General features: G+C 68.7%; 12 protein-coding genes. 3 read left to right on the top strand and 9 right to left on the bottom strand.

All coding sequences use genetic code 11. The annotated features are described in order from the left end of the window. Positions 1 to 20: 20 nt before the first annotated feature. The 9 genes from AC5P7I_RS03735 to AC5P7I_RS03695 form a co-directional block, all read right to left on the bottom strand. Complete coding sequence (locus AC5P7I_RS03735) at positions 21 to 734, bottom strand: hypothetical protein (protein ID WP_262087834.1); 714 nt, start codon at positions 732 to 734, stop codon at positions 21 to 23. A gap of 34 nt (positions 735 to 768) precedes the next feature. Continuing rightward, a complete protein-coding gene (locus tag AC5P7I_RS03730) occupies positions 769 to 1,458 on the bottom strand; it encodes a hypothetical protein (RefSeq protein WP_049408651.1) in 690 nt (229 codons plus the stop codon). 43 nt (positions 1,459 to 1,501) lie between these two features. Beyond that, positions 1,502 to 2,092, bottom strand: a complete 591-nt coding sequence (gene tsaC, locus AC5P7I_RS03725; protein WP_080053022.1) for an L-threonylcarbamoyladenylate synthase type 1 TsaC — start codon at positions 2,090 to 2,092, stop codon at positions 1,502 to 1,504. Positions 2,093 to 2,220: 128 nt separating this feature from the next. Further along, positions 2,221 to 4,713 (bottom strand): DNA topoisomerase I, encoded by a 2,493-nt coding sequence (locus tag AC5P7I_RS03720; RefSeq protein ID WP_069117783.1) that lies wholly within the window; start codon positions 4,711 to 4,713, stop codon positions 2,221 to 2,223. Between the two features lie 193 nt (positions 4,714 to 4,906). Further along, positions 4,907 to 5,836: an RDD family protein gene (locus tag AC5P7I_RS03715; protein WP_262087835.1), complete on the bottom strand. Its 930-nt coding sequence runs from the start codon at positions 5,834 to 5,836 to the stop codon at positions 4,907 to 4,909. A gap of 49 nt (positions 5,837 to 5,885) precedes the next feature. After that, positions 5,886 to 6,650 carry a pilin gene (locus AC5P7I_RS03710; protein ID WP_014648567.1) on the bottom strand — a complete coding sequence of 255 codons (765 nt, stop codon included), beginning with the start codon at positions 6,648 to 6,650 and terminating at the stop codon, positions 5,886 to 5,888. Positions 6,651 to 6,689: 39 nt separating this feature from the next. Next, positions 6,690 to 7,163: a DUF494 family protein gene (locus AC5P7I_RS03705; protein ID WP_005419622.1), complete on the bottom strand. Its 474-nt coding sequence runs from the start codon at positions 7,161 to 7,163 to the stop codon at positions 6,690 to 6,692. A 43-nt stretch (positions 7,164 to 7,206) separates the two neighbouring features. Beyond that, entirely contained in the window at positions 7,207 to 8,334 is a 1,128-nt protein-coding gene (gene dprA / locus AC5P7I_RS03700) for a DNA-processing protein DprA (protein WP_262087836.1), read from the bottom strand. Positions 8,335 to 8,463: 129 nt separating this feature from the next. Continuing rightward, positions 8,464 to 9,594, bottom strand: coding sequence for a LysM peptidoglycan-binding domain-containing protein (locus AC5P7I_RS03695; protein WP_032958270.1), 1,131 nt, complete (start codon positions 9,592 to 9,594; stop codon positions 8,464 to 8,466). Positions 9,595 to 9,720: 126 nt separating this feature from the next. Between AC5P7I_RS03695 and def the strand changes: the two genes are divergently transcribed. From def to rsmB, 3 genes are all read left to right on the top strand, one after another. Beyond that, a complete protein-coding gene (gene def, locus AC5P7I_RS03690; RefSeq protein WP_014648564.1) occupies positions 9,721 to 10,233 on the top strand; it encodes a peptide deformylase in 513 nt (170 codons plus the stop codon). A gap of 120 nt (positions 10,234 to 10,353) precedes the next feature. Next, complete coding sequence (gene fmt, locus AC5P7I_RS03685; RefSeq protein ID WP_053494589.1) at positions 10,354 to 11,277, top strand: methionyl-tRNA formyltransferase; 924 nt, start codon at positions 10,354 to 10,356, stop codon at positions 11,275 to 11,277. A 3-nt stretch (positions 11,278 to 11,280) separates the two neighbouring features. Further along, on the top strand, positions 11,281 to 12,612 hold the full coding sequence (gene rsmB, locus AC5P7I_RS03680; protein WP_046432737.1) for a 16S rRNA (cytosine(967)-C(5))-methyltransferase RsmB: 1,332 nt from the start codon (positions 11,281 to 11,283) through the stop codon (positions 12,610 to 12,612). Positions 12,613 to 12,628 lie beyond the last annotated feature (16 nt).

The following is a 12,628-nucleotide window of genomic DNA, read 5'->3' as shown; positions in this document are numbered from 1 at the left end:
CCGGCACTACCGGGTGGCTGTCACCCCGGTACCGGGCAGTTGCTGGCCTCCAGCACGCCCTGCAGCCGTTCGCGTTCCCCACGGGCGTTGTCGCGGTTTTCCGGCGAGGCGAACCGCTCACGGCCACGTGCGTCGCGGAAGCGTTGCTGCCAGCTGCTGCAGCGCTGCGCGTCCGGCAGTTCCTCGCAGCGGTCGCGCACCACTTCGCAGCCGGCGGCATTGACCGGCGTGGCGCCGCCCAGTCCCTGCACGGTCATCAGTTCGCAGCGCCCGGGGGCGGCTTCGTATTCGTGCAGGTAGCCACCGCCCTGGCTGTCGGTGCACTGGAAGATCGGTGGCAGCGGCGGCTTCGGCGGCGCATTGCTGTCCGGCGCGGCATCGGCCTGGCGTGGCAGCGATGCACTGTCGAGTATCAGATGGCCGCCTTCGCGTTCGACCATGCCAGCTTCCATGATCGTGCGTCCTTCGCCGGGGCGACGAGGCGCGGGTGCGGGAACGGACGGCGCAGTGGCCGCGGCCGGTCCGGGCGCGGCCGGCACGGGTGCCGCTGAGGCCGGCGCCGGCGGAGCACTGGCCGGCACCCTCACCACCTGCTGCTTGCTGCCGGCAGGGCAGGGCGTGCGTTGCAGGGTGGGCACATCGCTGCTACTGGAGGTACAACGGTAGATCACCCCGTCGTCGGCCAACGCGTTGCCGGCGAACAGGCCCAGGGCCATCCAGATCAGGTTCTTCATGCGCACAGCGTACATGCCCCGGCAGGCATCGCGCTCAGCGTTCGCAGTCCCGCGACAGGCGCGCGTCGATGCCGCGCTGTTCATTGCTGATGGCGGTGCGCTCACTCTGCAGCGCGCTGTTGTAACGGCGGTCCAGTTCCCAGCGGCGGTCACGCAGGCGCGCACAGACGTCCTGCGGCGGCAGCGCATGGCAGCTGTCACGGACCAGCACGCTGCCGGCCGGCACCTGCACGCCGACGCCCACCGCAGGCGGCCGGTAGCCTGCGCCTTCACCGATCGGCGCACCGACCGGCGTGCCGAAGCCCGGGCGTGGACCGGGATGGACCGCGCCGTGGTGCCCGTGCGGGAGCCACACGCTGGTCCACAACGGGACCCAGCGTGGATTGCCCTCGTTGCTGTCGCTGGTGTAGCGGCGACCGTCGTCGCTCACGCACTCGTACAACGGTTGTGGCGGCTGGATGTAGACGTGGCGGACTTCGCGATCGCGCATCACCGGAACCTCGCTGGGCACCGCGGGAGGGGCGTCACTGCGCACCACCCGGGGTGCCGGATCGCGCGGGCGCTGCAGGTCACGCACCTCCTGCCGGCCGCTGCTGCAGGGCCTGTCCTGCAGGGCCACGGCGCCATTGCTGGCGACGCAGCGGTAGACGCGCACGTCCTCGGCGGCCGGTGCGGTCCATGGCAGCAGCAGGCACAGGCCCAGGGCGGTGCGCAGCAGGTTCATGGCGGCAGGGTGCGTGATTGTGCGTGGCAGTGCAATCGTCCGCTCAGGAGCGCAGCACGTTGCCGCTGAGCGCGTCGCGGATCGGGGTGGGCTGGGCCAGGCCGCCGGTTTCGCCATCGAGGATGCCATCGAGCAGGCGCAGCAGGCGTGGATCCAGCTCGGCACGGCTGCGTGCCGGTGGTTCACCGGCCAGGTTGGCGCTGGTGGAGACGAGGGGCCCCCCCCAGGCGCGGCACAGGGCGGCGACCAGCGGGTGCGCGCTGATGCGCACGGCGATGCCGCTGTGCTCGCCGGTAATCCAGGGCTGGGCGCGCGGACCGGCCGGCAGGATCCAGGTGTTGGCACCCGGCCAGCTGGCCAGCACCGCGCGCTGGCGGGCATCGGGCAACGCCTGCAGGCGCACCCAGCCCTCCAGCTGCGACAATTCGGCGGCGACCAGGATCATGCCCTTCTCGATCGGGCGCTGCTTCAGCCGCAGCACCATGTGCACCGCCGCCTCATGCGAGGGATCACAGCCCAGGCCCCAGACCGCTTCGGTCGGATAGGCGATCACGCCGCCGGCGCGGAGCGTGGCGACAGCAGAGTCCAGGGTGAGTTCTTTCATGGCGGCGACCGGCCCGACGTGGGCCCCCATTATCCCCCTGCGGCGTGCAGAAGGGGTGGACCCTGGCCCGGTAGTGCCGGCCGCTGGCCGGCATCGGGTGCTTCTGGATGTTGCCGGCCAGCGGCCGGCACTACCCCTTATCCACGCATGGCGTGAATCTACTTCGCGGCTTTCTTGACGGCCTTCTTCGCAGGTGCCTTCTTTGCAGCGGCCTTCTTTACCACGGCCTTCTTCGCCGCCTTCTTGGCAGGCGCTTTCTTGGCTGCGGCCTTCTTCGGCGCCGCTTCCTTCTTCACCGCCGCCTTCTTGGCCGGTGCCTTCTTCGCGGCAGCCTTCTTGGCGCCGAAGCCCTTGCGCACGGGCTTGCCGGTTTCTTCCATCAGCTGCTGCACTTCGGCCAGGGTCAGCGATGCCGGCTCGCGATCCTTGGGGATCTTGCCGTTCATCCTGCCGTCGCTGATGTACGGGCCGAAGCGGCCGTTCAGCACCTGGATGTCGCTGCCCTCGAACTCCTTGATGATCCGGTTGCGCGCGATCTCTTCCTTCTCTTCGATCAGGAACACGGCGCGGGCCAGGTCGATGGTGTACGGGTCGTCTTCCTTCTTCAGCGAGGCATAGGTGCTGCCGCGCTTGGCGAACGGGCCGAAGCGGCCGATGCCGACGCTGACCGGCTCGCCGTTGTCCTCGCCCAGCGCGCGTGGCATCAGGAACAGTTCCAGCGCATCTTCCAAGGATATGGTGTGCATCGACTGGCCGGGGCGCAGCGAGGCGAATTTCGGCTTCTCCTCGGCGTCCTCGGCGGTGCTGCCGATGGCGGCGTAAGGCCCGAAGCGGCCGAGGCGCACGCTGACCGGCTTGCCGGTCTTCGGGTCGGTGCCGAGCTCGCGCGCGCCACTGGCCTCGGCGCGGTCCACCGATTCCTTCTTGTCTTCCACCAGCTCCTTGAACGGCTCCCAGAAGCGGGCCATCAGCGGGATCCACTCTTCTTCGCCACGCGAGACGGCGTCGAGCTCGTCTTCGAGCTTGGCGGTGAAGTCGTAGTCCACGTACTGGGTGAAGTGGCTGGACAGGAACTTGGACACCGCGCGGCCGACGTCGGACGGGCGGAAGCTGCGGCCTTCCATTTCCACGTACTTGCGGAACAGCAGGGTCTGGATGATCGAGGCGTAGGTCGACGGACGGCCGATGCCGTACTCTTCCAGCGCCTTCACCAGCGCCGCTTCGGTGTAGCGCGGCGGCGGCTGGGTGAAATGCTGCTCGGCCTGGATGCGTTCCAGCGGCACGCGGTCGCCCGGCTTCATCGCCGGCAGCTTGCGGCCTTCGTCCTCGTCTTCGGCGCTCTTGTTGTCCTTGCCTTCCTCGTACACGGCCAGGAAGCCGGGCACCACCACGGTGGTACCGCTGGCACGGAACACGTGCTCGCTGCCAGCCGACAGGTCGACGCTGACCGTATTGAGCGTGGCCGGAATCATCTGGCAGGCGACGGCGCGCTTCCAGATCAGTTCGTACAGGCGGCGCTCGTCGTCGGTCAGGAAGCGGGCGACCTGCGACGGAGTGCGCAGGGCCGAGGTCGGGCGCACCGCCTCGTGCGCTTCCTGGGCGTTCTTGGACTTGGTCTGGTAGGTGTTCGGCTGGTCGGGCAGCGAGGCGATGCCGTAATCACGGGCGATCACGTCGCGGATTTCGGCCAGCGCGTCCTGCGACAGGTTCACCGAGTCGGTACGCATGTACGAGATCAGGCCGACGGTGCCTTCGTCACCGATCGCCACGCCTTCATACAGCTTCTGCGCCACCTGCATGGTCTTGCGGGTGGTGAAACCGAGCTTGCGCGAGGCTTCCTGCTGCAGGGTGGAGGTGGTGAACGGCGGCGCCGGGCGGCGCTTGCGCTCCTTGCTGGCCACGTCGGTGACATGCAGGGAGCCCTGCGCGGCCTGCTGGATGCGCAGGCGGGCGGCTTCGGCGGTGTCGCCGTCAGTGATGGTGAACTGCTCGAATTTCTGCCCGTCCAGCTTGATCAGCTTGGCGTTGAAGTGCTGCGACGGGTGTGCGCACTCGGCGGCGATCGACCAGTACTCGCGGGCGATGAAGGCTTCGATCTCTTCCTCGCGCTCGACGATCATGCGCAGCGCCGGGCTCTGCACGCGGCCGGCGGACAGGCCGCGCTGGACCTTGCGCCACAGCACCGGCGACAGGTTGAAGCCGACCAGGTAGTCCAGCGCGCGGCGCGCCTGCTGGGCATCGACCAGGTCGCTGGCGATCGCGCGTGGCTGGCTGATCGCTTCCTTGATGGCGCGCGGGGTGATCTCGGTGAACACCACGCGCTGCATCGGCTTGTCCTTGACCAGCCCGCGTTCCTTCAGGATCTCGGCGATATGCCAGCTGATCGCTTCACCTTCGCGATCCGGGTCGGTCGCCAGCAGGATGTCGTCGGCGCCCTTGGCGGCCTTGGCGATGGCGTCGACATGTTTTTCGTTCTTGTCGATCACGTCGTAGTGCATGGCGAACCCGTTGTCCGGGTCGACCGCGCCTTCCTTCGGAATCAGGTCACGCACATGCCCATACGAGGCCAGGACGGTGTAGTCCTTGCCGAGGTATTTGTTGATCGTCTTGGCCTTGGCCGGCGATTCGACGATGAGCAGGTGCTTGGGCATGGCAGCAGTGTCTGTGGGGCGAGCCGCAGGGGAGGGGCCGCTAGGGTGGAGCAAACGGCCGCATTAGTGAAGCGGCCACGGACAAATCAATACGCTGAACGCCCGGTAGTGTGCCGGGCGTTCAGGTTTCACCTTATTAGAGGAATCACGCCCGGCCAGCCCCTGTCAAGCAGCCAGACGTGAGGATGGCCGTTCATGAGGCCATCTTGGCGATGAAGCCGACCGCGGCCACCAGCACCACCAGGCCCGCCAGCACCAGCAGGCCGGTGAGCACCAGGATCACGATGGTGACCGTGCCCAGCTCATGGCGCTGCAGGTGCGGCTGGTCGGTGTAGGCCCAGCGGTCGACCACCAGGGTGTCGCAGATCATGTCGTGCAGGCCCTGCTTGCGCTCGGTGAAGGCGGCCATCAGGAAGCCGATGCCGAGGGTGAAGCTGCTCAGCAGCATGGCCCAGTAGCGGCCGAAGGCGCGGCCCTTGGTCAGGCGATCGCCGTTGCTGCGCACGACCTTGATGCCGACCGCCATCTTGCCCAGCGTGGCGCCACCCTGCGAGGAATGGAACCAGGTGTAGTAGGCAACGCCGATGGCCATGTTGATCAGCGCGCTGGCCACCTGCGCGACGATTTCGATGGAGGTCTCGCCGCTGCCCACCGCGCCCATGCTGGCGCCAAGCACCACGCCGATGATGGCGCCGATGATGCCGCACGGAATGGCCAGCACGAAGTAGTCGATCATGTACGCCGCTACGCGCTTCCAGAAGCCTGCGTAGACCACCTCGCCGCCGATCACCGGCTGCGGGCCACCGGCACCGGAAGCGGCCGGGGCGCTGTAGGGCGAGCTGCTGAGCGCGCCCGTGCCAGGCAGCGGTGCAGTGCCGTTGTCGATGGCGGCGTAGTCGCCGCGCAGGTCGAAGCCGCCGCTGGCGGTGGCCGTGCTGGCATCGGCCAGTGTCTGCAGGCCGAGCTCATCGACCACCTGGCGCAGTGCAGCCCACTGGGCCATGCCTTCGCGCCAGACCAGGGTGTCCAGGTTCAGTTCGCCCCGCTGGAAGCGCTGGCGGATTTCCTGGACCGGCAGCGGGCCCTGGCGTTGCTGTCCTTCGGCGTAGTACCACTCGGTCATTGCATGTTCCCTGTTGGATCGTCCTTGGAGGTGCTGCCGTGCGCGTGGCTCAGCCGCGGCACGACGGCGGCAGGTACTTGTCGTCGCTTTCACCGCTGCATTCCCAGCGGCCGCTGTCGCGATCATATTCCAGCCACAGCAGGTCGCCATCGAGGCTCTTGCCGGGCACGGCCAGCGTTGCTTCGATGCCGCAGTGGCCGTTGTTGAAGCGGCCGATGTTCACCGCCGACAGGCCGGCCTGGGTGAAATCACCCGGCGCCGGGAAACCGGCATCGTTGGCACCGGGGCAGCGGCCTTCGTCGTCGGCGAAGTGCTGCACCTGCTGTTTCAGCGGCTGCAGGGCATTGACCGCGGTGGCAACCTTGGCACGCACGGTGTAGTCGTTGTAGGCAGGCAGGGCGATCGCCGCGAGGATGGCCATGACCGGCACCAGCACCAGCAGCAGGCCGCCGCCGATGATCGCGGTCAGGGCGCAGCCGGAGAGCTTCTTTTTCGGCGGCGGCAGCACCCCGGCCGGGGTCTGCGTGGCATAGGGCGTGGACGGTGGCAGCACCGGTGGTTGCGGCGGCGGCGGCGCAACCGGTTCCGGTTCGGGCTCCGGCTCGGGTTCCACAGCCGGCGCGGCGACGTCCAGCGCCGGCACGATCAGGCCCAGCTCATCGACCACGCTGCGCAACGGCTGCCATTGCGGCAGGCCGTCGCGCCAGACCAGGGTGTCCAGGGAGATCTGGTTGTTGCGGAACAACTCGACCAACTGTTCCGCCGGCAGCGGGCCTTGCTGCCGGTTACCTTCTGCGTGGAACCACTCGCTCACGGGGACGCTCCTGAATGCGCTATGCCCCCAAGTGTACGGTCAGTGCAGGGGTTCTGGCTCGTCCATGAACATCTGCGTCTCCATCCAGGCGTAGGCCGCTTCGGAGCCGGGCTGGTTGAACAGCACCATCAGCACGACCCACTTCAGGTCGTCCAGGTCCAGTTCGTCCTGGTCCAGGGCCATCGCCCGGTCCAGCACCAGCTCGCGCTGGTCGGCGTCGAGGATGCCGTGCTGTTCCAGGTACAGCAGGAAGCCGCGGCATTCCACGTCCAGCTTGTCCAGCTCGGGGCCGTGGTAGATGCGCACGGGGCCATCGACCCGCGCCTGGGCCACGCTCGGCCGCTGCGCGGCCAGGGCATCGAGCCAGTCGAACGCCTTGTTGATCTCGGTGGGGCTGAAACCGGCCTGGATCAGGCCGTTCTGGAGCGAATCGCGGTCACGGATCAGGTCCGCATCTTCGCTGAAATAGTGTTCAAACAGGTACAGCAGTACATCCAGGATGCTCTCTTTCATTGCCCCTCGGCCTGCGTCGCGCGACGCTGTGGAGGTGAAGAAACTAGGGAGTTCGACAGTAGCGGCCGTGTACGCACACCACGATTCCCGCCAGTTCCATGGCCAGCAGCATGGAGGACACCTGTGACGCCGTCAATCCACAGCGCGTGATCAGTGAATCCATACCGCTTGGGTTGTGGTCCAGGGCCCGCCACAAGCACTGGTAGTCAGGGTCGTCGGCCCAGCGCGCCGGCAGGAGCGCCGGCGGTGCCTGTTCAGTGGGGGTGGCCAACCGCGATTGCAAGCCCGGCAGCTGCTGGCGAAGGGCGGGGGCGAGCAGTTCCAGGACCTCCTCGGGGCGCTCGACCAGCGCCGCGCCCTCACGGATCAGGCGGTGGCAGCCGGCCGCGCGCGGGTTGAGCACCGATCCGGGCAGGGCACAGACCTCGCGGCCGGCCTCGGCGGCCAGGCGCGCGGTGATCAGCGCGCCCGAGCGCTGCGCGGCCTCGACCACCACGGTGGCCAGCGCCAGCCCGGCCACCAGCCGGTTGCGCGCAGGGAAGTGGCTGGGACGGGCAGCCGTGCCCGGCAGGTACTCGCTGAGCACCACGCCTTCGGCGGCGATCCGCGCCTGCAGCCGGGCGTGGCTGTCCGGATAGGCCCGGTCAGGGCCGGTGCCGATCACTGCCATGGTGCAGCCGCCGGCCTCCAGCGCAGCCTGGTGCGCGGCCGCATCGATGCCTGCGGCCAGGCCGCTGGTCACCGCCAGGCCGGCCTCGACGAAGCAGCCGGCAAAACGCGCGGCCAGTGCACGCCCGCCCGGGGTGGGCGAGCGGCTGCCGTCCAGCGCCACCGAAGGGCGCCAGGCCAGGCAGGGATCACCGGCCACGAACAGCGCCAGCGGCGGGTTGGGTACCTCCAGCAGTGATGGCGGAAAGGCCGGATCGGTACACGGCAGCAGGTGATGGTTGTCCTGTTCCAGCCAGCGCCGGGCGGCTGTCCAGGCCCGGGTATCAACGCGTTCCAGGGCGGCGCACTGCTCCGGCGTGCAACCGTGCGCACGCCAGGTCGCAGTGCCTTGCGCGATGGCGGTTTCCGCATCGCCCGCGGCCTGCAGCAGGGCCCGTCGGGACGCCAGTGCGCCTCCCGCCATCAACAGGCGCAGCAGCGCCTCGTATGCATGTGTGGTCATCCCCCACTATCGGCCGCACACAACAAAGGCGCCCTAGGGCGCCTTCGCATGTGGCTGTCAGGTTTTGCCGGAGGTGCCTGCCGGCCCGCGGCCGGCACTTCAGTGGTGGCCGGGGCAGTCCGGCAACCGTTACTTCGCGTCCGGGTGCAGCGCGTTGTAACCCACCTGCACCGGCTTCACGCCCTGCATCACCAGCGCGTAGCTGACGTTGTCGAAGGTGCGGAACACCATCGCATGCGCGGCATATTCATCCGGCAGCGAGACCCGGCCTGCGCCGGTGCTGAGCGAGTCGTCCATGCGCGAGGAGGTCGGGTACTTCATGCGGTGCGCTACATGCCGGCCCGGGCGCCACAGCGAGAACACGGTGCCGTTGTCCACGCCCTGGGCACGGCCGGCCGAAATCGCGATCACGTCGCGTGGGCCACCGGCGGTGAACATGTCGGTGACCGCCAGCACGCGCACGTCCACGCCCTCGACACCCGCAGCGGGTACGTGGGGCACGAACTGCAGGTCGTACGGCCGGGCTTCGACCGGCACCAGGCGGTCGCCGGCGCGCACTTCGCGGCCGCCGACGTTCTTGTCCAGCACCAGCGTGGAGGCCTCGACCTTGCCGCCGGCGATCTGGGTGATGGTGCCGGTGGCGACCTGGGCCAGTTCGTAGCCGAGCACGCCACGACGTGCGTTGGGTGCGTTGTAGGCCTTCCACAGGTTGCCGCTGCCCGGGGTGACGTCGCCATTGGCGGTCAGGTCCTCGGTCGGCTTGGGCTGGGCGTAACGCACGGTCGGGCGTACCACGGCCCAGCGCTGGCCCACCTGGGCATCCGCCAGGCGCACGTAGACGGTGTCGCCACCGGACACGCGCAGGCGGCTGTCCTCCAGGCCGACGACGTAGGGCAGCTGCTTGACGCTGTCGACAACGCTCAGCTGCTTCAGGAACGGCTCGACCTGGGCCAGCGGAATGGCGTCGATCGGGGCCTCCTGGCGCGGACCGGCCTGGGACACGGTCACCCGGTCCAGGTAGGCCAGGCTCAGCACGTCACCTGGATAGATCAGGTGCGGGTTGGCGATCTGCGGATTGGCTTGCCAGATCTCCGGCCACAGCCAAGGCTTCTGCAGGAAACGTGCGGCGATATCCCACAACGTATCCCCTTTTCGGACCACATAGGTGTCCGGGTGCCCGCCATTCACTTCCACGGCGGTAGCATAGGCAGCCACGGTCAGCATCGCCGCGGCGACGACCGTACGAAAACGAAGCAACATAGGTGTGAAGCCCTGATTCCCCAACAGGTCCACGCACTATAGTCCAGAAACCGGGGCGCAAGGCAAGCGTTGGAGCTAGAATCTGCGACGTATGCCGGCGTGCCGGCCCCCTACCCGGAAACAGCCATGGCCCTTCTCCCCATTCTCGAGTTCCCCGATCCGCGCCTGCGTACCAAGGCTGCGTTGATCGACGCCGCCGAAGTCACCACGCCGGCCTTCCAGGAACTGATCGACAACATGTTCCTGACCATGTACGACGCCCCGGGCATCGGCCTGGCCGCCACCCAGGTGGACGTGCACAAGCGCTTCATGGTCATCGATGTCAGCGAAGAGAAGAATGAACCGCATGTGTTCATCAACCCGGAAATCGTCGCCAAGGACGGGGGCCGGGTGTACCAGGAGGGCTGCCTGTCGGTCCCGGGCATCTTCGCCGACGTGACCCGCGCTGACACCATTACCGTGAAGTACCTGGACCGCAACGGCCAGGAGCAGCAGCTGGAGGCCGGTGAAGTGCTGGCCACCTGCATCCAGCACGAGATGGACCACCTGGACGGCAAGCTGTTCATCGACTATCTGTCGCCGCTCAAGCGCGAGATGGTCCGCAAGAAGCTGGCCAAGCAGCGCAAGCACGTGGCGTGATCGCCAATCCGGGCCGCCCTCCGGGTGGCCCGTGCCTGCGCGACGCGCGCGGGCTGTACGGCGCCGGCCGACGGCGCCGTTTTCTTTCCTGCACGAATCCATCCTGCAAGTGGGGTAGCCATGAGGATTGTCTTTGCCGGTACGCCGGAATTCGCGGTGTCGTCGCTGCGCGCCGCGGCGCGCCACCACGAGGTCGTGGCCGTCTATACCCAGCCTGATCGCCCGGCCGGGCGCGGCCGTGGCCTGGCACCGTCGCCGGTCAAGCTCGAAGCCGTGGCCCGTGGCATTCCGGTCTACCAGCCCGAATCGCTGAAGGATGAAGCTGCCCAGCGGCAGCTGCGCGACCTGCAGCCGGACCTGATGGTGGTGGTCGCCTACGGCCTGATCCTGCCCAGGGCGGTACTGGCGATCCCGACCCACGGCTGCTGGAACGTGCATGCCTCGCTGCTGCCGCGCTGGCGCGGTGCCGCGCCGATCCAGCGCGCGATCCAGGCCGGTGACGCAAAGACCGGCGTGTGCCTGATGCAGATGGAAGCCGGCCTGGATACCGGCCCGGTGCTGCTGCACCAGGAGCTGCCGATCGCGGCCACCGATACCGGCGGCCAGCTGCATGACAAGCTGGCCGAACTGGGCGCACAGGTGCTGTCAGACGGCCTGGGCCTGCTGCGTGCCGGCATCAAGCCGATCGCGCGGCCGCAGCCCGAGCAGGGCGTGACCTACGCGCACAAGCTGGACAAGGCCGAAGCCCGCCTGGACTGGGCACAGGACGCCGATGCACTGGCGCGCACCGTGCGCGCCTTCAATCCGTGGCCGATCGCCGAGGCCACGCTGGCCGGCGAGCGCGTGCGCATCCACGGCGCGATCGCTCTTGACCTGGCCCACGGCCAGGCGCCGGGGGCGGTGCTGGCGGCCGGCCGCGATGGTATCGACATCGCCTGCGGCCAGGGCGCGCTGCGCCTGCGCACGCTGCAGCGCGAAGGCGGCAAGGCGATCACCGCCGCCGACTACCTCAATGCCCGCCGCGACCTGCACGTGGGGGCATAAGCGGTGTCGAAGCAGAATGATTTCTCCGTCGCCAAGGCGGCGCCCGGCGCGGCCACCCGCATGCTGGCCGCACGCGTACTGGCGCAGGTGTTCACCCGTGGCCGCTCGCTGAAGGCGGAACTGGCCTGGGCACTGCCCAAGCTGGCCGACAGTCGTGATCGGGCCTTGCTGGAAGCGCTGTGCTTTGCAGTCCTGCGCCGCCGCAGTACCTACGACGCTGCCTTGCAGTCGTGGATGCAGAAGCCGCTGTCGGCGCGTGATGCCGACCTGCGCACGTTGCTGATGGTGGGCTTCGCGCAGCTGGACGTGCTGGAACTGCCGGCGCATGCGGCCCTGTCGGCCACGGTCGACGCCGCCCGCGCGCTGGGCCGTGAGCGCCAGGCCGGGCTGGTCAACGCGATCCTGCGCCGCGCGCAGCGCGAGGGGTTCCCGGAGCAGCCTGCGCGTGACGCCTTTCCGGCGTGGCTGGCCGATGCCGTCGAGCGCGACTGGCCGTCCCAGGCCCAGGCGATCTTTGCTGCCAGCCTGCAGCCGGCGCCGCTGTGGCTGCGTGCCAACCGCCAGCAGGGGGGGCGTGACAAGGCGCTGGCCACGCTGGCCGAGGCCGGCATTGCTGCCGAAGCCAGCCCGCTCAGCGCCGACGCGCTGCGCCTGGTGGCGCCCATCGCGGTGAACCAGTTGCCGGGGTTCGCCGACGGTGCGCTGTCGGTGCAGGACCTGTCGGCGCAATGTGCGGCGGACGCGCTGGCACCGGCGTCCGGCGCCCGCGTTCTGGACGCCTGCGCGGCACCGGGTGGCAAGTCGGCGCACCTGCTGGAGCGTGACCCGAGCCTGCGCCTGCTGGCGCTGGATATCGATGCGCGTCGCCTGGCGCGTGCCCGCGATACCTACACCCGCACCGGTGTAGGTGAGGGCGCGCAGACCCGGGTGGCCGATGCCAGCGACCCCGGTGCGTGGTGGGATGGCACACCGTTCGACGCCATCCTGCTGGATGCGCCGTGTTCGGCCACCGGCGTGATCCGCCGCCAGCCGGACGTGATGTTCCACCGCCGCGCCGAGGATATCGATGCGCTGGTCGGCGTGCAGGCCCGCCTGCTGGAGGCCTGCTGGTCGATGCTGCGCCCGGGCGGCGTCCTGCTGTACGCCACCTGTTCGATCCTGCGCGCCGAGAACATCGATCAGGTGCGGGCCTTCCTGAAGTGGCATCCGGACGCGGTGGCACAGCCGCTGGATGACAGATTCGGCCTGGACTGCGAGGGGATCGCGCGCCAGCGACTGCCGGGTGACAGCGATGCTGACGGTTTCTTTTACGCGCGTCTGCTAAAAACGGCCTGACCCCCGCTGACGTTGC

Source organism: Stenotrophomonas sp. YJH_SMC_138, from assembly GCF_059369855.1.
The sequence above is the reverse complement of the archived record's forward strand: the minus strand, read 5'-3'. Positions and strand labels throughout refer to the sequence as shown.